This window comes from Phenylobacterium sp. LjRoot219, assembly GCF_964252995.1.
In the GTDB taxonomy this organism is placed as follows: Bacteria; Pseudomonadota; Alphaproteobacteria; order Caulobacterales; family Caulobacteraceae; genus Phenylobacterium.
In genome coordinates this window covers 793,470-813,157 of sequence record NZ_CAXUQI020000001.1, presented here as the reverse complement: position 1 = coordinate 813,157, position 19,688 = coordinate 793,470, and the positions used below count along the sequence as shown (strand labels likewise).

The following is a 19,688-nucleotide window of genomic DNA, read 5'->3' as shown; positions in this document are numbered from 1 at the left end:
CTGCCTAGCAACGGGCGGGGGGCTGCCTGACGCGACGCCTTTGTTGGGGGAAGGACGCCTGCGTTGAGTAAGGTTCTGGCGGCGCTTCAGAAGTTCGGGATCGGGCGTTTGGTCGCCCTGCTCGGCATCGGCGCCGGCGTGGCCGCCGCGCTGTTCGCCGTGACAATGAACCTCGGCGAACCGCAGGCGCTGCTCTACGCCAACCTCGACATGAAGGAAGCCGGCAGCATCACCCAGGCGCTGGACCAGGCCGGCGTGAAGTACGAGGTCAAGGGCGACGGCTCGACCCTGATGGTGGCGCGCGACCAGGTCGCCTCCACCCGCCTGATGCTGTCCTCTAAGGGCCTGCCGACCACCGGGTCGGTCGGCTACGAGATCTTCGACAACGCCAATGCGCTCGGCCAGACCGACTTCGTCCAGCAGCTGAACCGCCAGCGCGCGCTGGAAGGCGAGCTGGCCCGCACCATCCAGGGCCTGGACGGCGTCACCTCGGTGCGCGTGCACCTGGTGCTGCCGAAGCGGCAGCTGTTCGAGGAAGAACCCGAGCAGCCGTCCGCCTCGGTCAACATCCACGCCGGCGGCCGCGAGCCCGGCGCCGAGCAGGTGCGGGCGATCCAGAACCTGGTGGCCGGCGCCGTGCCCGGCCTGAAGCCCGACCGCGTCACCGTCGTCGACCAGCACGCCAAGACCCTGTCCGGCGGCGAGCAGGGGATGGCGGCGGAGTCCGACAGCCGCAAGGCCGACGTCGAGCAGCGCATCGCCAAGCAGGTGAAGACCCTGGTCGAAGGCGTCGTCGGCGCCGGCAAGGCGCGGGTCAACGTCACCGCCGACCTGCAGCTCGCCCAGGTGACCGTGCAGCAGGAGACCTTCGACCCCGACGGCCAGGTGATCCGCTCGGAGTCGACCACCGACGAGAACTCCCGCCAGAACGAGCCGGACGCCAGCGGCCAGACCTCGGCCAGCGCCAACATCCCCGGCGCCGGCGGCGAAGCCAGCTCCAACTCCTCGGCCAGCGGCCGGCAGGAATCGACCACCAACTACGAGATCTCGCGCACCACCCGCACCGAGGTGCAGTCGCCCGGCGAGGTGAAGCGGCTCTCGGTGGCCGTCGCCGTCGACGGCCTCACCGCCCCCGGCAAGGACGGCAAGCCCGGCGCCTACACCCCCCGCAGCGCCGAGGAGATGCAGCAGATCGAGCAGCTGGTGCGCTCGGCCGTCGGCTTCAACCAGGACCGCGGCGACCAGATCACCGTCGCCAACGTGCGCTTCCCCAGCGCCGAGGACCCGGACGGCGTCACCACGGCCAGCCCGCTGATGGGCTTCGACAAGAACGACGTCATGCGCAGCGCCGAGCTGGGCGTGCTGGCGGTGGTCGCCGGGCTGATGATCATGTTCGTGGTGAAGCCGCTGCTCGCCCCCTCGGGCGGCGGCAAGGGCCGGGGCAAGGCCCAGGCCGGCGACCTGACGGCGCTGCCGCCGGTCACCCGCGTCGCCATGACCCCCGACGGCCAGCCGCTGCAGCTGACGGTCGACCCGGTCACCGGCCAGCTGGCCCTGCCCGGCCCGATCGGCGCCGGCGGCGAGCTGGACCAGAAGATCGACATCGCCCGCATCGAGGGCCAGGTGAAGGCGAGCTCGGTGAAGCGGGTCGCCGAGTTCGTCGAGCGTCATCCGGAAGAGTCCGTGGCGATCCTCCGTAGCTGGCTGCACGAGTCATGAAGCTGCCCGCCGTCAAAAAAGCCATCACCGACCCCGCGCGTCTGACCGGGCCCGAGAAGGCCGCGGTGGTGCTGCTGTCGCTCGGCGAGGAGCACGCCCAGGTGTGGCAGGCGCTCGACGAGGAGGAGATCAAGGAGATCTCCCAGGCCATGGCCAGCCTCGGCACCGTGCATTCCGCGGTGGTCGAGGACCTGCTGGTCGAGTTCGTCTCCGGCATGACCGGGGCCGGCGCGATCATGGGCTCGTTCGAACAGACCCAGAAGCTGCTCTCGGCGATCATGCCGCCGGAGAAGGTCGACCAGCTCATGGAGGAGATCCGCGGGCCGGCGGGTCGAACCATGTGGGACAAGCTCGGCAACGTGAACGAGGCCGTGCTCGCCAACTACCTGAAGAACGAATACCCGCAGACCGTCGCCGTGGTGCTGTCGAAGATCCGCTCGGAGCACGCCGCCCGGGTGCTGGCGGCGCTGCCCGAGGACTTCGCGCTGGAGTGCGTCACCCGCATGCTGCGGATGGAGCCGGTGCAGCGCGAGATCCTCGACAAGATCGAGCAGACCCTGCGCACCGAGTTCATGTCGAACCTGGCCCGCACCTCGAAGCGCGACAGCCACGAGCTGATGGCCGACATCTTCAACTCGTTCGACCGCCAGACCGAGGCGCGGTTCATCACCGCCCTGGAGGAGCGCAACCGCGAGTCCGCCGAGCGCATCCGCGCGCTGATGTTCGTCTTCGAAGACCTCGGCAAGCTCGATCCGGGCGGCGTGCAGACCCTGCTGCGGGCGGTCGAGAAGGACCGGCTGGGGCTGGCGCTGAAGGGGGCCTCGGACACCCTGCGCGAGATGTTCTTCTCCAACATGAGCGAGCGGGCCGCGAAGATCATGCGCGAGGACATGGAGACCATGGGGCCGGTGCGCCTGCGTGACGTCGACCAGGCGCAGATGGCCATGGTGCAGGTCGCCAAGGATCTCGCCGCCAAGGGCGAGATCATGCTGGCCGGCTCCAACGACGGCGACGAGCTGGTGTATTGATGACCGGCGCCTCGCATCAGAAATTCGCCTTCGACACCGAGTTCGACGCGGCCGGCGAGGTCGCCTATGTGGCGCCCCGCCCGAAGCGCAGCTTCACGCCGGAAGAGGTCGAGGAGATCCGCCAGCAGGCCCGCATCGAGGGCGAGCGCGCGGCGATCACCAGCATCAACGCCCAGCAGATGGCGGCGCTCAACGAGATCTCCCGCGCCTGCAGCCTGGCGCTGTCGACCCTGGCGAACGTCGCCCACCAGCACCGGGTCGGAGCCGCCGAGCTGGCGCTGGCCTGCGGCCGGGCGGTCGCCGGTGCGGCGCTCGACCGCTTCCCCGAGGCCCCGGTGCACGCCGCCCTCGAGGCGCTGGCCCGCGAGATCGAGGCCGCCCCCCGGCTGATCGTCACCGCCGCGCCGCAACTGGCGGAGCTGCTGCAGGGTCAGCTGGACGAGGCCGCCAACCGCGCGGGGTTCACCGGCGCCATCCAGGTGCGCGCCGACCTCGCGCTTGGCCAGCACGCCTTCACCCTCGATTTCGGCGACGGCGCGGGCGGCTTCGACCCGGCCGCGGCCGCCGAACGCGTCACCCAGGCCCTGCACGCGGCGCTGGCCGCCGAGGGCCTGCATGGCGAAGCCCTGACACCTGGCGGCGAAGGCTGACCTCCCCATGTCCAACGATCTCAAGCTCGACGAATTCCACGACGGCGGCCTGCCCGACGCCGGCGGCGGCGAGGACAAGAACGCGGGCGATCTCGCGCCGGTGTTCGACGTGCCGGTCAACATCTCGGCGGTGCTGGGCCGGGCGCACCTGTCGGTCGCCCAACTGCTGCAGCTGGCCCAGGGCAGCGTGCTCGAGCTCGACCGCAAGGTCGGCGAGGCCATCGATATCTATGTGAACAACCGCCTGGTGGCGCGCGGCGAGGTCGTCATCGTCGACGAGCGGCTGGGCGTGACCATGACCGAAATCATCAAGGACGGCGACGCGCAGGCCTGACGGCCGGCGCGGCAGGTAAGGAGACGGTACCATGCGACTTCTGGTCGTCGGTAAACTGAACGGGCAGCTCTCCAGCGCGGCTAAGCTGGCGATGACCGCAGGCGCCAAGGTGAGCCACGTCGAGACCATCGAGGCGGCCACCCACGCGTTGCGCGCCGGCCAGGGCGCGGACCTGCTGATGGTCGACTACCAGCTCGACATCCGCGGGCTGATCCTGGCCAACGAGGCCGAGCGGATCCGGGTGCCGGTGGTGGCCTGCGGCGTGGCGGCCGACGCCGCCGGCGCCGCGGCGGCGATCAAGGCCGGGGCCAAGGAGTTCATCCCGCTGCCGCCGGACGCGCAGCTGATCGCCGCGGTGCTGGCGGCGGTCGCCGACGACAACCGGCCGATGGTGGTCAACGACCCGGCGATGCTGAACGTGCTCGGGCTGGCCGACCAGGTCGCCGGCTCCGAGGCCTCGATCCTGATCACCGGGGAAAGCGGCGCGGGTAAGGAAGTCATCGCCCGCTACGTCCACCAGAAGTCGCGCCGGGCGCAGAAGCCGTTCATCAGCGTCAACTGCGCGGCGATCCCCGAGAACCTGCTGGAGAGCGAGCTGTTCGGCCACGAGAAGGGCGCCTTCACCGGCGCCGTGGCCCGCCGCATCGGCAAGTTTGAAGAGGCCAACGGCGGCACCCTGCTGCTCGACGAAATCTCCGAAATGGACGCCCGCCTGCAGGCCAAGCTGCTGCGCGCGATCCAGGAGCGGGAGATCGACCGGGTCGGCGGCGCCAAGCCGGTGAAGGTCGACATCCGCATCCTCGCGACCTCCAACCGCGACCTGATCCAGGCGGTGAAGGAAGGCACCTTCCGCGAGGACCTGCTCTACCGCCTGAACGTGGTGAACCTGAAGCTGCCGCCGCTGCGTGAGCGCCCGGGCGACATCATCGCCCTGGCCGAGCACTTCGTGCGCAAGTACGCCGCGGCCAACGGCGTGCCGGAGCGGCCGCTCTCGGCCGAGGCGCGCCGCCGGCTGGTGGCCCACCGCTGGCCCGGCAACGTCCGCGAGTTGGAGAACGCCATGCACCGCGCGGTGCTGCTGGCGAGCGGTCCGGAGATCGAGGAGAACGCCATCCGGCTGCCGGACGGCCAGCCGCTGGCCTCCGCCGACCCGCACGCCCGCACCGCCCAGGTCGCCTCGCTCGCCGCCGAGACCGCCACCCGCGGCTTCGTCGGCCAGACGGTCGCCGAGATGGAGCAGCAGCTGATCCTCGACACCCTCGAGCACTGCCTCGGCAACCGCACCCACGCGGCCAACATCCTCGGCATCTCGATCCGCACCCTGCGCAACAAGCTGAAGGAATACACCGAGGCCGGGGTGCCGGTGCCGGCGCCGCAGATGGGCGCGAGCGCGGCCTGAGCCCATCCTCCCCCTCGGGGGAGGTGGCGCGCAGCGCCGGAGGAGGCTTCCTTTCAGATGCGGATCGACAGCACTGACGCGCTTCTGAGCGGAAGCCCCCTCACCGCCTGCGGCGCGGAGCATCTTGGCTCCATCCACCGCTCATCTCCGCGAAAGCGGGGACCCAGGCTTTTTCTGTTGCGCGACTCCATCGAGGTTCAGCCTGTGGCTAAGCTTCGTCAGACCAAGAACACCTGGGTCCCCGCTTTCGCGGGGATGAACGGGATTTGGCCGCATGGCTGACGCCTCGATCCCAGGCCCGAACGCGATCCCGACCCCGAAGGAGATCTGGGGCTGGGTGGCGCGTGGCGAAGTCGCGCTCGCACTGGGCGTGGTCGGCATCGTCGTCCTGCTGATCCTGCCGATCCCGGCGATCCTGCTGGACTTCTTCCTGGCGATCTCGATCGCCACCTCGGTGCTGATCCTGATGACGGCGCTGATGATGCGCCGCCCGCTCGACTTCACCAGCTTCCCGACCGTGCTGCTGGTGGCGACGCTCTTCCGGCTCGCGCTGAACATCTGCACCACCCGGCTGATCCTCAGCCACGGGCATGAGGGCTCGCACGGCGCCGGCAAGGTCATCGAGGCCTTCGGCACCCTGATGATGGCCGGCAACTTCATCATCGGGGTGATCGTCTTCGCCATCCTGGTGGTGGTGAACTTCGTCGTCATCACCAAGGGCTCGAGCCGGATCGCCGAAGTCGCCGCGCGCTTCACCCTGGACTCCATGCCCGGCAAGCAGATGGCGATCGACGCCGACCTGTCGTCCGGCCTGATCGACCAGGAGACCGCCAAGGTCCGCCGCAAGGAGCTGGAGCAGGAGAGCACCTTCTTCGGGGCCATGGACGGCGCCTCGAAGTTCGTGCGCGGCGACGCCGTCGCCGGCCTGGTGATCCTGGCGATCAACGTCATCGGCGGCATCCTGATCGGCGTCATCCAGCACAAGGTGCCGATCGGCGAGGCGCTCTCGACCTACACGATCATGTCGATCGGCGACGGCCTGGTCAGCCAGATGCCGGCGCTGATCATCTCGATCGCCGCCGGCTTCCTGGTGTCGAAATCGGGCGTCGAGGGCTCGGCCGACAAGGCCTTCGTCAACCAGCTCGCGCGCAATCCGATCAGCCTCGGCATGGTCTCGGCCACCGCCGGCGTGCTGGCGCTGGTGCCGGGCATGCCAATCCTCCCGTTCGCGGCGATCGCCGCGGGGGCCGGCGCGCTCGCCTGGCGCCGCTCGCACAAGGCCGACGATCCGACGGTCAGCATCACCCAGGACGGGGCGGCCGCCGAGCCGGAAGAGGAGCCGATCGCCGCCAGCCTGGCGATCGACGAGATCAAGATCGAGCTGGGCTACGGCCTGCTGGGCCTGATCAACGACCTCGAGGGCCGCCGGCTCACCGACCAGATCAAGGCGCTGCGCCGGACGCTGGCCACGGAGTTCGGCTTCATCATGCCGGCGGTGCGGATCCTCGACAACATGCGCCTGCCCTCGCAGGGCTACTGCATCCGCATCAAGGAGATGGAGTCCGGCCAGGGCGAGGTGCGCCTCGGCCACCTGATGGCGATGGACCCGCGCGGCGGCCAGGTCGAGCTGCCCGGCGAGCACATGCGCGAGCCGGCCTTCGGCCTGCCGGCGACCTGGATCGACGACTCCCTGCGCGAAGAGGCGACCTTCCGCGGCTACACGGTGGTCGACCCGGCGACCGTGCTCACCACCCACCTGACCGAGATCCTCAAGGAGAGCATGCCGGACCTGCTCTCCTACGCCGAGGTGCAGAAGCTGCTGAAGGAACTGCCGGCCGAGCAGAAGAAGCTGGCCGACGACCTGATCCCCAACGTGGTCACCGCCACCACCGTCCAGCGCGTGCTGCAGTCGCTGCTGCGCGAGCGGGTGTCGATCCGCGACCTGCCGTCGATCCTCGAAGGCATCGGCGAGTCCGCGCCGCACACCACCTCGGTGACCAACCTGGTCGAGCAGGTGCGCACCCGGCTGGCCCGCCAGCTCTGCTTCGCCAACCGCGGCGACGACGGCACCTTGCCGATCATCACCCTGTCGCCGGACTGGGAGATGGCCTTCGCCGACGCGCTGATCGGCGCGGGCGAGGAGAAGCAGCTGGCGCTGGCCCCGTCGCGGCTGCAGGACTTCATCCGCGGCGTGCGCGAGAGCTTCGAGCGCGCCGCCCTGGCCGGCGAGAGCCCGGTGCTGCTGACCAGCCCGGGCATCCGGCCCTACGTCCGCTCGATCATCGAGCGTTTCCGCGGCCAGACGCCGGTGATGAGCCAGAGCGAGATCCATCCCCGCGCGCGGCTGAAGACGGTCGGGCAGATCTAGAGACCCGCCCCCTCGCCGCCGTCATCGCCCGACTTGTTCGGGCGACCCATCCCGCCATCCTTCCGCAGCAACTGCGCCCGGCGCCTTGGGCTGGGTGGCCCGGACACGCCGGGCCATGACGGGTTCGGAGGATGCGCCGCGACGTCTCGGCCGTTGCAGCCTGCGGCCGGCGCTGGTAGCGGTTCGAGAAAGGGGCGACCACGGCTCCGGTTAGTCTGGGAAACGGATGCGGCGACCTCTGAACAGACCTCAAAGCCCGGGCGCAGCCCTGATCTGGGACCTGCTCACCTTCGAGCGGCTGATGACCAACCAGGTCGTCCACCTGATCTACTGGGCCGGACTGGCGATCATCGCCGTCGGCGTGTTCGGCTTCATCGGCGCCGCCGTCGGCGTGGCGATCCGCGACCCCTTCCCGTTCGGCGTGCTGATGGCCGTCCCGGTGGTCGTCGTCGGCCTGATCGGCATGGGCGCGCTGGTGCTGCTGTGGCGCTCGTTCTGCGAGTTCTACGTCGCCATCTTCAGGATCTGTGAAGACCTCTCGGCGATGCGCGCCGACATGGAAGCCGAAAAGCGCCTCCCGCGCTGAGCCCGCGCGCCCCGCGCGATTAGGCGGGACAGCGGCCGACTTCGCGTGTCTCCTCCCCATAAGCACGGCGGGAGGAGACGTCAGATGGGCGATCTGAGCGGCAAGCGCGCCTTGGTCACCGGGGCCAGTCGCGGGGTGGGCTTCGGCATCGCCAAGGCCTTCGCCGCCGCCGGCGCCGAGGTTGTCGCCACGGCGCGCAACACGCACGCCCTCGAAGACCTGCAGCAGCAGATCCAGGCCGACGGCGGCCGGGTCACCATCCTCGCCGGCGATCTCGCCACCCGCGAAGGCGCGCGCGACGTCGCGCGGCGCAGCGGCGAGATCGACCTGCTGGTCAACAACGCAGCCCTGGTTACCGGCGCCCAGCACTCGCTGCTGGTCGAGGACGACGCCGCCTGGGACCTGGAGTTCGCCGTCAACCTGATCGCGCCGGTGACGCTGATCCAGGCGCTGGTTCCCGGCATGGCGGCGCGCGGCGGCGGCGTGGTGATCAACATCTCCTCGATCGCCGTGCAGCGGCCGAACCCGATGCACGCGGCCTACGCCGCCTCCAAGGCCGCGCTCGAAGTGGTGACCCGGGCCGCCGCAATCGACCTCGGCCCGAAGGGCGTGCGGCTGAACGCCGTGGCGCTGGGCATGACCGCGACCGAGGCCTGGGACGACCTGCTGCCGACGGGCGTCACCCTGGAGCAGATGGGCCGGCGGGTCGCACCGATCGGCCGCGCGACCACGGTCGGCGAAGTCGCCGCGCTGTGCCTCTATCTGGCGAGCGACGCGGCGGCGGCGATCACCGGCACGGTGCTGACCATCGACGGCGGCGCGACCGCGGGCGTCTACACCCCGGCCTGAGCCGCCGCAGGGGATGACACCCCTCCACTGCTGTGCGCATGCTCAGCATCGAGAAGCCGGAGCCACGAAGCATCCGGCCGCCGGAGGAGATGCACATGCCGTTGGTCAGCGACCTGGCCCTGAGCCACCTGCCGCTCGAGGAGCCCGACTTCGCCCGGGATCCGACGCCGTTCATGAACGCGGCCCGCGGAAAGCATCCGTTCCTCGCCACCAGCAACCTCGGTTACGTCGTCACCGAGTACCAGGCGATGAAAGAGATCCTGTACCAGGACGCCCATCTGCACATGCCGAACGCCCAGATCGTGCAGCTGATGGGGGCCGAGGGCACCGGCTGGGGGCGGTTCACCAACGAGATGATGCTGTCGCGCTCCGGCGCCGAGCACCAGCGGCTGCGCGGGAGCGTCGCCGAGGCCTTCACCCCGCGGGCCGTCAACCGCCTGCGGCCGCTGATGCGCAAGGTGGTCTCGGACCTGCTGGACGACTGGGCGCCGAAGGGCGCGTTCGACTTCGCCGACTTCGCCTCCTACTTCCCGATCCGGGTGATGTTCGGCCTGATCGGCGGCTCGCCGGAGGTGATCCCGCAAATCCGCTCGTCGCTGGAGACGCAAGGGTCGAGCTTCGCCCTCGACCCGACCAAGATGCCGACCATCGAGGCGGCCTATCAGGTGCTCTGGCGCTTCGTCGACGAGCAGATCGCCGAGCGCGGTCCGAACGCCGGCCACGACGACCTGCTGGACGCGCTGATCGAGGCCAACACCTCCGGCGCGATCAACGACGTCGAGCTGCGGCAGACGCTCCTCTTCCTGTTCGGCGCCGGCTACGACACCTCGAAGAACCTGCTGACGCTGATCATGCACGCCATGCTGCAGGATCCGCCGATGTGGGTCCGCTGCGCCGAGGACCGGCCCTACTGCGACAAGGTCGTCGAGGAGGCGCTGCGCCACACCAGCCCGGCCAACCCCTACCGGACCGTGCTGGAGGAGTTCGAGTACCGCGACGTGCGGTTCCCCAAGGACTGCATGCTGATCTTCCCGCTCGGCGTCGCCGGCCGCGACCCCTCGGCGTTCGACGAGCCGGCGCGGTTCAATCCCGAGCGCACCCACGCGAACCGCCAGATCGCCTTCGGCCGCGGCATGCACATCTGTCTCGGCCAGTATCTCGCCCGGGCGCAGATCGAGGAAGGCGTGCACCTGATCGCCCAGCGGCTGACTCATCCGCGCGCCACAGCCAAGGAGACCTGGCGGCCGTTCCCCGGCGTCTGGGGCCTGAAGACCCTGCCGATCGCCTTCGACCCGGCCCCGCGTCGGCCGGACGAGGACGCGGCGACCGCGACGGCCGAGGCCGCGCCGCGCGGCTGCCCGGTCTCCGGCGCCGCGGGCCGCTAGCGCCATGGATCTGGGGCTGAAGGGCGCCGCGGTCTGCATCAGCGGCGGCACCAAGGGGCTGGGCCGGGAGGCGGCGATCGCCTTCGCCCGCGAAGGCGCCCGGGTCGTCGTCACCGGCCGCGGGGCCGAGGCGCTGGCGCGCACCGTGGCCGAGCTGCAGGCGGCCGGCGCGCCCGACGCCTTCGGCCTGCAGACCGACGTCGGCGAGTTGGCCAGCATCGACGCGGCCTTCGGCGAGATCACCGCGCGCTGGGGCGAACTGAACACCCTGATCAACATGGCCGGGCCGACCGACCCCAGTCCCGGGGCCGACTTCAGCGAGGCGCCCGACGAGACCTGGCGGCACTACCTCGACGTCGGGATCATGAGCGTCGTGCGCTGCACCCGCGCCGCGCTGCCCTTGATGCGCAAGGCCGGCTGGGGCCGGGTGGTCAACATCTCCTCGGTTTCGGCGCGGGTCGGCTCGCCGTTCGAGGCCCCCTACATGACCGCCAAGGCCGGGCTGAACGGCCTGACCAAGAACATGGCCTGGGCGCTGGCGAAGGAGAACATCCTGATCAACGCCGTGACCCCGGGGGTCTTCACCACCGAAGCGCTGCGGCACTACATGCAGGTCACCGGGGCGACGGCGAAGTACGACCCGGACAACCTGGCCGACATCTGGAGCTGGATGCGCGAGGTGCAGGGCGGGCGCCACGGCGGCGTCATCGGCCGCGTCGCCCAGCCTTCGGAGATCAACCCGCTGCTGCTGCTGCTGGGCTCGCCGGCGAACAGCTACATCGTCGGCGCCAACATCCCGATCGACGGCGGCACGGACTTTTCGATGGGGTGACCCCAGACTGTCATCCCGGTTTCGCGCAGCGAAAACCGGGATCCAAGAACACGGCGATGAAGGCGACGCACCGCGCTTTAGTCGGCCAGCGCCGTGTTCTTGGATCCCGGACGCGACGCTGACGCGCCGCTCCGGGATGACAGGTTAGAACCTACCGCCCGCCGGCGACCCGCCGCAGGCCGAGTTCGTCCATCTGCGCGGCCTCGAGCCGGCCGGCCTTCTTCGCCGCCAGCACCTGGGCCTGCTCGGCGACCTGCTCGTACTTCTTCTGGGTCTCGAACGCCTGGGCGAGCGCGTCGCGGGCGCCCTGTTCTTCCGCCTGGATCTGGCGCAGGTCGTGGCGCACCGCCTCCATCCGCACCTTCAGCGCCTCCATGTAGCTGACGATGCGCCAGCCCAAGCTGGGGTCCTGGGCGGCGGCGGCCTGCTCGGCCTCGCCCTCGGCGTGCAGCATGGCCAGCCGCATCTCCACCTGCGCCCGCACGTCGGCGATCTCCGCCAGGCGCTTCTGCAGCGTCTCCACCTCGTAGTTGGAGAGCTTGATCAGGGACTGGGCCCAACGGGTCATGCGGCTTCACTCAGGATTTGGCCCAGGCGGGCGAAAGACTCGTCCAGGCCGCTCGCGTCGTGCGGGTCCTGGGAGAGGAATTCTTCAAGGGCGGGGTTGAGCACGATGGCGCGGTCGACTTCCGGATCCGCGCCCTGGCGGTAGGCGCCGATGCGGATCAGCTCCTCCATGTTGGAGTAGGCCGACAGCGCCCGGCGCGCGCCTTTGACGATGTCGCGCTCGTGCGGGTGCTGGCAGCCCGGCATGGTCCGGCTGATCGACTTCAGGACGTTGATGGCCGGGAACCGGCCGCGCTCGGCGATGCCGCGTTCCATGACGATGTGGCCGTCGAGAATACCGCGCACGGCGTCGGCGATCGGCTCGTTGTGGTCGTCGCCGTCGACCAGGACGGTGAAGATGGCGGTGATCGGACCGGCGGTGGTGCCGTCCGGCCGGATCGGCCCGGGTCCGGCGCGCTCCAGCAGCTTCGGCAGCTCGGTGAAGCAGGTCGGGGTGTAACCCTTGGTGGTCGGCGGCTCGCCGGCGGCTAGGCCGATCTCCCGCTGGGCCATGGCGAAGCGGGTGACCGAGTCCATCATGCACAGCACCTCGAGGTCCTGGTCACGCAAGTACTCGGCGACGGCCATGGTCATGTAGGCCGCCTGGCGGCGCTTCAGCGCCGGCTCGTCGGAGGTGGCGACCACCACCACGGCTCGCGCCAGCCCCTCCTCGCCCAGAGTCTCCTCGACGAACTCGCGCACCTCGCGGCCGCGCTCGCCGATCAGGCCGACGACGACCGCGCCGCAATCGGCGTTCTTGGCCAGCATCGACAGCAGCACCGACTTGCCGACGCCGGAGCCGGCGAAGACGCCGAGCCGCTGGCCGCGGCAGCAGGTGGTGAAGACGTTCATCGCCCGCACGCCGAGGTCGAGCCGTTCGCCGACCCGGTCGCGGGCGTGCGCCGGCGGCGGCGGCGCGCGCAGCGGATAGGCCGCCACGCCCTGCGGCAGCGGACCCTTGCCGTCGATCGGATTGCCGAAGGCGTCGATTATGCGGCCGAGCCAGGCCTGGGTCGGCCGCACGCTGGCGGCCTGCGGCTCGATGCGGATCTCGGCGCCCGGGGCCACGCCCTCGACCGGGCCGAACGGCATCAATAGCGCGCGGGTCTCGCGGAAGCCGACCACCTCGGCGGCGAGCGGGCGCTCGCCGACCCGGTCGATCTCGGCGCGCGCGCCGACCGCCAGGCGCGAAAGGCCGCCGCGGGCCTCGATCAAGAGGCCGTTCACCGCCGCCACCCGCCCGGAGACGGTCAGAGGATCCAGCCGCTCGACCGCGGCCACCAGACTACGCAAGGAAGATGAGCCCCTAAACCCGCCTGGAGGGTCGGTGCTTCGCTCTTAACCAGTCGTGAAGATCTGGGGCGCTGGTGTGGCCGCGAAATGGCGAAGTTCGCCTAAAGGGCCATGGTCCCCACAGGCCTTGTCATCCCGGAAGCCTCGCAGCGGCTGTCCGGGATCCAAGAACACGGCCCTTCAGAAGGATTTCGAGGCGGCGAGACGGCGAATAGCGCCGCCTCCCGTGGTTTGGATCCCGATCTTTCGCTGGCGCGAAAACCGGGATGACAGCCCGGGATCGGAGCCCCGCCTGCGTCGCCGGCCTGTCCACTCACAAAAGATTCAACACACCCCGCCGGACCCGCCCTGGGACCGCTTGCTCGCCTGACTCAAATCGGATTAACGATTTCAGTCATCGGGGAAGGCTTCCATTAACCAGTTTTAAATGGCCTCGCGCGCAGCTTAACGACGAGGTTCTGGGCGGATTCCAAGAATCCCTTGGGCGAACGGGGACGCAGTAGGAGAAGCTTATGCGCGTACTGTTGATCGAGGACGACAGCGCGACTGCGCAGAGCATCGAACTGATGCTTAAGTCCGAGGGTTTTAACGTCTACACCACGGATCTGGGTGAAGAAGGCGTCGATCTGGGCAAGATCTACGACTACGACCTGATCCTGCTGGATCTGAACCTTCCGGACATGAGCGGCATGGACGTGCTGCGCACGCTGCGCGTCGGCAAGATTAATACGCCGATCATGATCCTGTCGGGCACGGCCGAGATCGACACGAAGGTGAAGACCTTCTCCGGCGGCGCCGACGACTACATGACCAAGCCGTTCCACAAGGACGAGCTGGTCGCCCGCATCCACGCCGTGGTCCGCCGCTCGAAGGGCCACGCGCAATCGGTCATCCGCACCGGCGACATCGTCGTCAACCTGGACGCCAAGACCGTCGAGGTGAACGGCATCCGCGTGCATCTGACCGGCAAGGAATACCAGATGCTCGAGCTGCTCTCCCTGCGGAAGGGCACCACGCTCACCAAGGAGATGTTCCTCAACCATCTCTACGGCGGCATGGACGAGCCGGAGCTGAAGATCATCGACGTCTTCATCTGCAAGCTGCGCAAGAAGCTGGCGGCCGCGGCCGACGGCATGCACCACATCGAAACCGTCTGGGGCCGCGGCTATGTGCTGCGCGACCCGCACGAGAGCGAAGTCGCGGCGTAAGCGCCGCGCGACGAATGTGTTGAGACGCCCGCCCTTCGGCGGGCGTTTTCATTTGCGGCCACGTCTTCAGCAACGACCGGGCCGGAAGCGGAGGGAGGAGCCGTGGGGCGGTCGATCGCGCTCTTTCTGGCGCTCGTCGCCGGGCTCCTGTTCGCCTGGAGCGAACTGCGCCTGCCCGCCGTCGCGCCGGCCGACGCCCCGCTGCACGCCTTTTCCGCCACGCGCGCCATGGCCGATGTGCGCCGCGTCGCCGCCGCGCCCCACCCGACCGGCTCGGCCGCCAACCATGCGGTGCGCGACCGGCTGAAGGCGCGCATGACCGAGCTTGGCCTGGCGCCGCGGCTGCGCCGGGACGACGCCCTGGGCCCGCCCCGCGCCGACGCCCTGTACGGCGGCACGGTCGAGACGCTGATCGGCGTGCTGCCGGGCGCCGACCGCAGCCAGCCGGCGCTCGCGGTGATGGCCCACTACGACAGCGTCCCCGGCGCGCCGGGCGCCGCCGACGACGGCGCCGGCGTCGCCACGGCGCTGGAGATCATCCGCGCGCTGCGCGCCCAGGGCGTTCCGGCGCGCGACGTGGCGCTGATCCTCACCGACGGCGAGGAGGCCGGCCTGCTCGGCGCGCGCGGCTTCTTCGCCGGCGACCCGCTCGCGCGACGCCTCGGCTTCGTCCTCAATCTGGAGGCGCGCGGCTCCGGCGGGCGGGTGCAGATGTTCCAGACCGGCCACGCCAACGGCGCGGCGATCGGGGTCTTCGTCAAGACCGCCGTCCGCCCCTCGGCCGGCTCGCTGTTCGGCGAGGTCTATGCGCGGCTGCCGAACGACACCGACTTCACGCTCGCCCGCGCCGCCGGCCTCGGCGGCTTCAACTACGCCTTCACCGGGCGGGCCTTCGACTACCATTCGCCGACCGACACGCCGCAGCACCTGCAGCGCGGCGCGCTGCAGGACATGGGCGCGCAGGTCCTCGCCGTGGCCGAGGCGCTGGCCTTCGCGCCCCACCTGCCCGAGCCCAAGCCGGACGCGGTCTACGGCGTGCTCGTCGGCGACCTGATGCTGGCCTACCCGGCGGCCTGGGGCTGGGCCCCGCTCGTCCTCGCCGCGGGGCTGATCGCGCTGGCCCTGGTCCGCGCGCGCCGCCGCCGCGCGCTGACCTGGGGCGAGGTCGCCCACGGCGCCGGCGCCGGGCTCTACACCCTGGCCGCGGCCGTCGCCGTATTGCACCTGGCCGGCGCGCTCGCCGGCGGCGGCGATCTCGGCGCGCAGCGGCTGCTGGCGGTCGCGCGCCGCTGGGAGGCGGCGCAGCTGCTGCTGATGGCCGGCGTGCTGATGATCGCCACCGCCGAGGCGCTCGACGCGGCGGCCGCGCCCCGCCGCGGCGCTCGGCCTGATCTGCGCGGCGGCCAGCTGCGCCCTCGCCGGCGGGATCGATCCCGTGGGCCTCGGCGCCGGGCTCGCCGCAGCGGCGCTGGCGCTGGCGATCGGCCGCGAGCCGATCGGCCGGCCGAGGGCCTGGGCCGGCGTCCTGCTGCTCGGCCTCGGCGCGGCGACGGCGGCGCAGCTCGCCGCGCCCCAGGCGGCCTATGTTCTGGCCTGCGCCGCTGCTGCTGGGCGCGCTCGCCGCGACGGTCAGCGCCCTGGCCGCCGACCGCCGTCCGGGCCGGCTGGCGGCGATGACCCTGCTGGCGGCCGCCGCGATCGGCTGGGCCGGCGTCCACGCCCACCTGATCGCAATCGTCGCCGGCCTGCCGCCGCTGCTGGTCGTGCCGCTGTTCATGGCCGCGCTGAGCGTCTGGCCGCTCGCCCAGCCGGCGGCCGGCGCGCCGCCCGAGCGGCTGACCGGCCGGGCGCTGCTGCTCGCCGGGGCGGCGCTGGCGCTGGTCATCCGCCTCGACGCCCCGTGGAGCGCGCGCCACCCGCAGCCGAGCTTCGTCGCCTACCAGCTCGACCAGGACGCCGGCCGCGCCTGGCGCGTGACCCATCCGCAGTTGCGCTCCGCCTGGTCCGACGCCGCGCTGCGCGCCGACGGCGGCCCGATCGCCCCGTTCCGGCATTGGGCCTGGGATCACGAGATGGCCGCGGCGCCGGCACCGCCGACGCCGGCTGCAGCGCCGCAGCTCACGATCGCGCGCAATCTGGCCGGCCAAGTCGCGCTGACCGCGATCCCGCCGCCCGGCGCGCGGGTGCTGACCCTGCAGCTCGCGCCGGAGACGGCCGTGCGCCTGACGCAGGTCGGCGCCGCGCCGACCGAGGTGACGCTGCCGGCCCGCCGCTGGACCCAGCTGCGCTGGAGCGCCCCGCCCGCCGAAGGCCTCAGGCTGATCCTGGATGCGCCCCCCGGAGGCGGCCTGCAGCTGCGCTGGGCGGCGGAGTTCGACCGCTGGCCGGCCGGCGTCGCCGCGCCGCCGAAACCGCCCCCGCGGGTGATGGCGACCGGGCGTTCCGGCGCCACTGTGATCACCGGCGCCCGACGGCTGACTTGGTGAGCAGCCACATTTTCGGCTAAGCCAAGGCCATGAGCGACGTCGTCATCTATCACAACCCGAACTGCGGCACCTCGCGCAACACCCTGGCCCTGCTCCGCGAGAAGGGGCTCGAGCCTCAGGTCGTCGAGTACCTGAAGACCGGCTGGACCCGCGAACAGCTCCAGGACCTGCTCCAGCGCATGGACGCCTCGGCGCACGACATCCTGCGGGTCCGCGGCACCAAGGCCGAGGAGCTCGGGCTGACCGATCCCTCCGCCTCGAACGAGGCGCTGATCGCGGCCATGATCCTCGACCCGGCCCTGGTGAACCGGCCGATCGTCGCGACCCCGAAGGGCGCGGCGCTGTGCCGGCCCGCCGAGATCGCCCTAACCCTGCTTTAGGGCGCGCAAGGCCGCAACGCCCCCTCAGTCAGCTTCGCTGACAGCTCCCCCGCGCGCAGGGGAGCAGCGCCCGCCCCTCCCCTGCGAAGCGGGGGAGGTGGATCGGCGCAACGCGCCGAGACGGAGGGGGCGCGCCCCGCCCCCGCCCCATTCCGGGCCAAATCGCGACCAAGCGTGACAAATCGCGCAGCCGCCGCCGCCGGCAGATCAAGGCATCTTCCGACGCAATAGGGGCGGCGCGGTCAGGTTAGCTTGACCGTTGGCGGGGCTTGACCCTCACTGTCTAAAGCGGAGGCGTAATGCAGGACTTCCGACTGCCTGAGCTTTGTCGGCGGCATGGCCCGCGGGCGCTTGGCTGCGCCGGCGTGGCGATGGCGCTGCTCATGGGTTGGAAGACCGCCGAGCTTTTCCTCGGTTCGCACATGCCGACCGCGCAGCCGGCCGGCCCGGTGCAGACCGTCGCCCAGGTCGCCCGCCCGGTGGTCGCCGCGCTGGAGACCGTTCCGGTCGAGGTGCTGCGCGGCGAGACCCTCGCCGAGGCGGTGCAGCGCACCGGCGTCGCGCCCGACGAGGCGCGCCGCGCGGTCGACGCCCTGGCCGAGGCGATGGACACGGTGAACATCAAGGCCGGGATGGCGTTCGAGGCCATCGTCCGGCCGAACGCCGACGACGCCCACGCCCAGCTGGTCAGCCTGTCGCTGCAGCCCAGCCCGGCCAAGGCGGTCACCCTCTCGCGGACCTTCGACGGGGCGCTGACCCTGAAGGAGATGGAAGAAAAGATCCTCGACCACACCGTCGCGGCGAACGGCGAGATCGAGGGCTCGCTCTACGAGAGCGCGACCAAGCTCGGCGCGACGCCGGCGATCACCGCCCAGGTGGTCAAGCTGTTCGCCCACAAGCTCGACTTCCAGCGCGACATCCAGCCGGGTGACGACTTCAAGCTGGTGTTCGACCGCAGGATCACCGAGAGCGGCAAGACCGTCGAGGTCGGCGACCTGCGCTACGCCGAGCTGCACGGGGTGAAGTTCTACCGCTTCGAGCGCGGCCGCGGCGAGGCCGAATACTTCGACGAGAACGGCAAAAATATCAAAGGCTTCCTGCTGCGCACCCCGGTCGACGGCGCGCGCATCACCTCCAAGTTCGGCCTGCGCCGCCACCCGGTGCTGGGCTACACCCGCGCCCACCAGGGCATCGACTTCGGCGCCGGCACCGGCACGCCGATCCTCGCCGCCGGCGACGGCGTGGTGGTCGAGTCCGGCCGCAAGGGCGGCTACGGCAACTGGCTGCGGATCAGCCACTCCGGCGGCTGGGACACCGGCTACGGCCACATCTCGCGCTACGCCCGCGGCGTGCGCAAAGGCATGCGCGTGCGGCAGGGCCAGGTGGTGGCCTACGTCGGCTCGACCGGCCTGGCGACCGGCCCGCACCTGCACTACGAGATCTTCCAGCGCAACAAGCGGGTCAATCCGCAGAGCGCCAAGGTGCCGCAAGGCACGGTGCTCGCGGGCCGCGAACTCAAGGCCTTCAAGGCCGAGAAGGCGCACATCGACGGCCTGCTGGCCGCGTCCGGGACGCCGCAGAGCCTGGCCCAGGCCGAGACGGCGAAGTCGCTGCGCTGAACCCGCCTAGGCTGCTGGCCAGACTCCGCCGCATCTGATTTGCTCCAGGTTTGAGCGGATCAGAGGCGGCCGTGGGCAACAGCATCACCAGCCAGTACGCCGAGCTCGCCAAGCGGCGCGCCAACGCGCTGCCGGCCGAGCCGACCCCCGACGAATTGAACGAACTGCTGCGGCTGCTCGGCCGCTGGCGCTCGCGGGTGCTGGCCAACACCTACCTGGTGCGCGAGGGCGCGCGCATCCGCGGCGGCCCCTTCGCCGGCATGGAGTACGTCAACGCCGCGACCGAGGGGGCGCTGATCCCGCGCCTGCTCGGCACCTACGAATCCGAGCTGCATCCCTACCTCAAGGCCTTCGCCGACCAGGGGGTCGACACGGTGATCGATGTCGGCTGCGCCGAGGGCTACTACGCGGTCGGCCTGGCGCGGATGATGCCCGAGGCCGTGGTGCACGCCTTCGACATCGACGAGGCGGCGCGCACCGCCTGCGCCGAACTGGCGGCCAAGAACGGGGTCGCCGAGCGAGTGCGGATCGGCGGCGCCTTCGCCCCGCAGGATTTCCAGGCCTTCGCCGGCCGCCGCGCGCTGGTGATCGTCGACGCCGAGGGCGCCGAGCTCGACATCCTCAAACCCGACCTCGCCCCGGCGCTGGCCGGCATGAACGTCGTCGTCGAGACCCACGACGTCTACCGCCCGGGCGCGCTGCAGGAGATGGCCCGCCGCTTCGGCCCGACGCACGAGCTCATCCTGGTGCGCCAGCAGCCGAAAGTGTTCGAGCTGCCCGGCTGGCTGCAGGAGCTGCCGCACCTCGACCAGCTGCTCGCCGTCTGGGAATGGCGCGCCGCGCCGACCCCCTGGCTGGTGATGCGCCCGAAGGGCTGACGGCGCAGTCAATATCGGGAACCACGAAAGACACGAAAAACACACGAAAGGGGCCCGGCGCTGAGACG

General features: G+C 70.8%; 18 protein-coding genes. 16 read left to right on the top strand and 2 right to left on the bottom strand.

What is annotated here, in order from left to right; genetic code table 11:
- Nucleotides 1–63 precede the first annotated feature (63 nt).
- The 10 genes from fliF (at nucleotide 64) to ACSQ14_RS03975 (ending at nucleotide 11,150) form a co-directional block, all read left to right on the top strand.
- Complete coding sequence (gene fliF / locus ACSQ14_RS04020; RefSeq protein WP_436009971.1) at nucleotides 64–1,719, top strand: flagellar basal-body MS-ring/collar protein FliF; 1,656 nt, start codon at nucleotides 64–66, stop codon at nucleotides 1,717–1,719.
- Nucleotides 1,716–2,747 (top strand): flagellar motor switch protein FliG, encoded by a 1,032-nt coding sequence (gene fliG, locus ACSQ14_RS04015; protein WP_436009969.1) that lies wholly within the window; start codon nucleotides 1,716–1,718, stop codon nucleotides 2,745–2,747. The genes fliF and fliG overlap by 4 nt, the downstream gene beginning before the upstream one ends.
- Nucleotides 2,747–3,397: a flagellar assembly protein FliH gene (locus ACSQ14_RS04010; protein ID WP_436009967.1), complete on the top strand. Its 651-nt coding sequence runs from the start codon at nucleotides 2,747–2,749 to the stop codon at nucleotides 3,395–3,397. The genes fliG and ACSQ14_RS04010 overlap by 1 nt, the downstream gene beginning before the upstream one ends.
- Before the next feature lie 7 nt (nucleotides 3,398–3,404).
- On the top strand, nucleotides 3,405–3,731 hold the full coding sequence (gene fliN, locus ACSQ14_RS04005) for a flagellar motor switch protein FliN (RefSeq protein ID WP_436009965.1): 327 nt from the start codon (nucleotides 3,405–3,407) through the stop codon (nucleotides 3,729–3,731).
- Nucleotides 3,732–3,762: 31 nt separating this feature from the next.
- Nucleotides 3,763–5,130 (top strand): sigma-54-dependent transcriptional regulator FlbD, encoded by a 1,368-nt coding sequence (flbD, locus tag ACSQ14_RS04000; protein ID WP_436009963.1) that lies wholly within the window; start codon nucleotides 3,763–3,765, stop codon nucleotides 5,128–5,130.
- A 274-nt stretch (nucleotides 5,131–5,404) separates the two neighbouring features.
- A complete protein-coding gene (gene flhA, locus ACSQ14_RS03995) occupies nucleotides 5,405–7,498 on the top strand; it encodes a flagellar biosynthesis protein FlhA (RefSeq protein ID WP_436009961.1) in 2,094 nt (697 codons plus the stop codon).
- 226 nt (nucleotides 7,499–7,724) lie between these two features.
- Nucleotides 7,725–8,084 (top strand): DUF4282 domain-containing protein, encoded by a 360-nt coding sequence (locus tag ACSQ14_RS03990; protein WP_436009959.1) that lies wholly within the window; start codon nucleotides 7,725–7,727, stop codon nucleotides 8,082–8,084.
- An 84-nt stretch (nucleotides 8,085–8,168) separates the two neighbouring features.
- Entirely contained in the window at nucleotides 8,169–8,933 is a 765-nt protein-coding gene (locus ACSQ14_RS03985) for an SDR family NAD(P)-dependent oxidoreductase (RefSeq protein ID WP_436009957.1), read from the top strand.
- A gap of 95 nt (nucleotides 8,934–9,028) precedes the next feature.
- Nucleotides 9,029–10,318: a cytochrome P450 gene (locus ACSQ14_RS03980; protein ID WP_436009955.1), complete on the top strand. Its 1,290-nt coding sequence runs from the start codon at nucleotides 9,029–9,031 to the stop codon at nucleotides 10,316–10,318.
- A 4-nt stretch (nucleotides 10,319–10,322) separates the two neighbouring features.
- On the top strand, nucleotides 10,323–11,150 hold the full coding sequence (locus ACSQ14_RS03975) for an SDR family NAD(P)-dependent oxidoreductase (RefSeq protein ID WP_436009953.1): 828 nt from the start codon (nucleotides 10,323–10,325) through the stop codon (nucleotides 11,148–11,150).
- 151 nt (nucleotides 11,151–11,301) lie between these two features.
- Here the strand turns inward: ACSQ14_RS03975 and ACSQ14_RS03970 are convergent, their stop codons facing one another.
- Both ACSQ14_RS03970 and fliI read right to left on the bottom strand, forming a co-directional pair.
- Nucleotides 11,302–11,718 (bottom strand): flagellar export protein FliJ, encoded by a 417-nt coding sequence (locus ACSQ14_RS03970; protein WP_436009951.1) that lies wholly within the window; start codon nucleotides 11,716–11,718, stop codon nucleotides 11,302–11,304.
- Nucleotides 11,715–13,049: a flagellar protein export ATPase FliI gene (gene fliI, locus ACSQ14_RS03965; RefSeq protein WP_436009949.1), complete on the bottom strand. Its 1,335-nt coding sequence runs from the start codon at nucleotides 13,047–13,049 to the stop codon at nucleotides 11,715–11,717. Before fliI ends, ACSQ14_RS03970 begins: the two co-directional genes overlap by 4 nt.
- A 512-nt stretch (nucleotides 13,050–13,561) precedes the next feature.
- Here fliI and ctrA point away from each other — a divergent pair.
- From ctrA to ACSQ14_RS03935, 6 genes are all read left to right on the top strand, one after another.
- Entirely contained in the window at nucleotides 13,562–14,257 is a 696-nt protein-coding gene (gene ctrA / locus ACSQ14_RS03960; RefSeq protein WP_436009947.1) for a response regulator transcription factor CtrA, read from the top strand.
- A gap of 102 nt (nucleotides 14,258–14,359) precedes the next feature.
- Nucleotides 14,360–15,934: a M20/M25/M40 family metallo-hydrolase gene (locus tag ACSQ14_RS03955; RefSeq protein ID WP_436009945.1), complete on the top strand. Its 1,575-nt coding sequence runs from the start codon at nucleotides 14,360–14,362 to the stop codon at nucleotides 15,932–15,934.
- On the top strand, nucleotides 15,841–16,743 hold the full coding sequence (locus ACSQ14_RS03950; RefSeq protein WP_436009943.1) for a hypothetical protein: 903 nt from the start codon (nucleotides 15,841–15,843) through the stop codon (nucleotides 16,741–16,743). Before ACSQ14_RS03955 ends, ACSQ14_RS03950 begins: the two co-directional genes overlap by 94 nt.
- A gap of 29 nt (nucleotides 16,744–16,772) precedes the next feature.
- Nucleotides 16,773–17,123, top strand: a complete 351-nt coding sequence (arsC, locus tag ACSQ14_RS03945; protein WP_436009941.1) for an arsenate reductase (glutaredoxin) — start codon at nucleotides 16,773–16,775, stop codon at nucleotides 17,121–17,123.
- 299 nt (nucleotides 17,124–17,422) lie between these two features.
- Entirely contained in the window at nucleotides 17,423–18,742 is a 1,320-nt protein-coding gene (locus tag ACSQ14_RS03940; RefSeq protein ID WP_436009939.1) for a peptidoglycan DD-metalloendopeptidase family protein, read from the top strand.
- A gap of 71 nt (nucleotides 18,743–18,813) precedes the next feature.
- A complete protein-coding gene (locus ACSQ14_RS03935) occupies nucleotides 18,814–19,620 on the top strand; it encodes a methyltransferase domain-containing protein (RefSeq protein WP_436009937.1) in 807 nt (268 codons plus the stop codon).
- Nucleotides 19,621–19,688 lie beyond the last annotated feature (68 nt).

What these genes read in the sequence shown, in the direction of transcription:
- fliG (WP_436009969.1), top strand. Translation starts at nt 1,716, where the DNA reads ATGAAGCTGCCCGCCGTCAAAAAAGCCATCACCGACCCCGCGCGTCTG.
- ACSQ14_RS04010 (WP_436009967.1), top strand. Translation starts at nt 2,747, where the DNA reads ATGACCGGCGCCTCGCATCAGAAATTCGCCTTCGACACCGAGTTCGAC.
- fliN (WP_436009965.1), top strand. Translation starts at nt 3,405, where the DNA reads ATGTCCAACGATCTCAAGCTCGACGAATTCCACGACGGCGGCCTGCCC.
- flbD (WP_436009963.1), top strand. Translation starts at nt 3,763, where the DNA reads ATGCGACTTCTGGTCGTCGGTAAACTGAACGGGCAGCTCTCCAGCGCG.
- flhA (WP_436009961.1), top strand. Translation starts at nt 5,405, where the DNA reads ATGGCTGACGCCTCGATCCCAGGCCCGAACGCGATCCCGACCCCGAAG.
- ACSQ14_RS03990 (WP_436009959.1), top strand. Translation starts at nt 7,725, where the DNA reads ATGCGGCGACCTCTGAACAGACCTCAAAGCCCGGGCGCAGCCCTGATC.
- ACSQ14_RS03985 (WP_436009957.1), top strand. Translation starts at nt 8,169, where the DNA reads ATGGGCGATCTGAGCGGCAAGCGCGCCTTGGTCACCGGGGCCAGTCGC.
- ACSQ14_RS03980 (WP_436009955.1), top strand. Translation starts at nt 9,029, where the DNA reads ATGCCGTTGGTCAGCGACCTGGCCCTGAGCCACCTGCCGCTCGAGGAG.
- ACSQ14_RS03975 (WP_436009953.1), top strand. Translation starts at nt 10,323, where the DNA reads ATGGATCTGGGGCTGAAGGGCGCCGCGGTCTGCATCAGCGGCGGCACC.
- ACSQ14_RS03970 (WP_436009951.1), bottom strand. Translation starts at nt 11,718, where the DNA reads ATGACCCGTTGGGCCCAGTCCCTGATCAAGCTCTCCAACTACGAGGTG.
- ctrA (WP_436009947.1), top strand. Translation starts at nt 13,562, where the DNA reads ATGCGCGTACTGTTGATCGAGGACGACAGCGCGACTGCGCAGAGCATC.
- ACSQ14_RS03950 (WP_436009943.1), top strand. Translation starts at nt 15,841, where the DNA reads ATGTTCTGGCCTGCGCCGCTGCTGCTGGGCGCGCTCGCCGCGACGGTC.
- arsC (WP_436009941.1), top strand. Translation starts at nt 16,773, where the DNA reads ATGAGCGACGTCGTCATCTATCACAACCCGAACTGCGGCACCTCGCGC.
- ACSQ14_RS03940 (WP_436009939.1), top strand. Translation starts at nt 17,423, where the DNA reads ATGCAGGACTTCCGACTGCCTGAGCTTTGTCGGCGGCATGGCCCGCGG.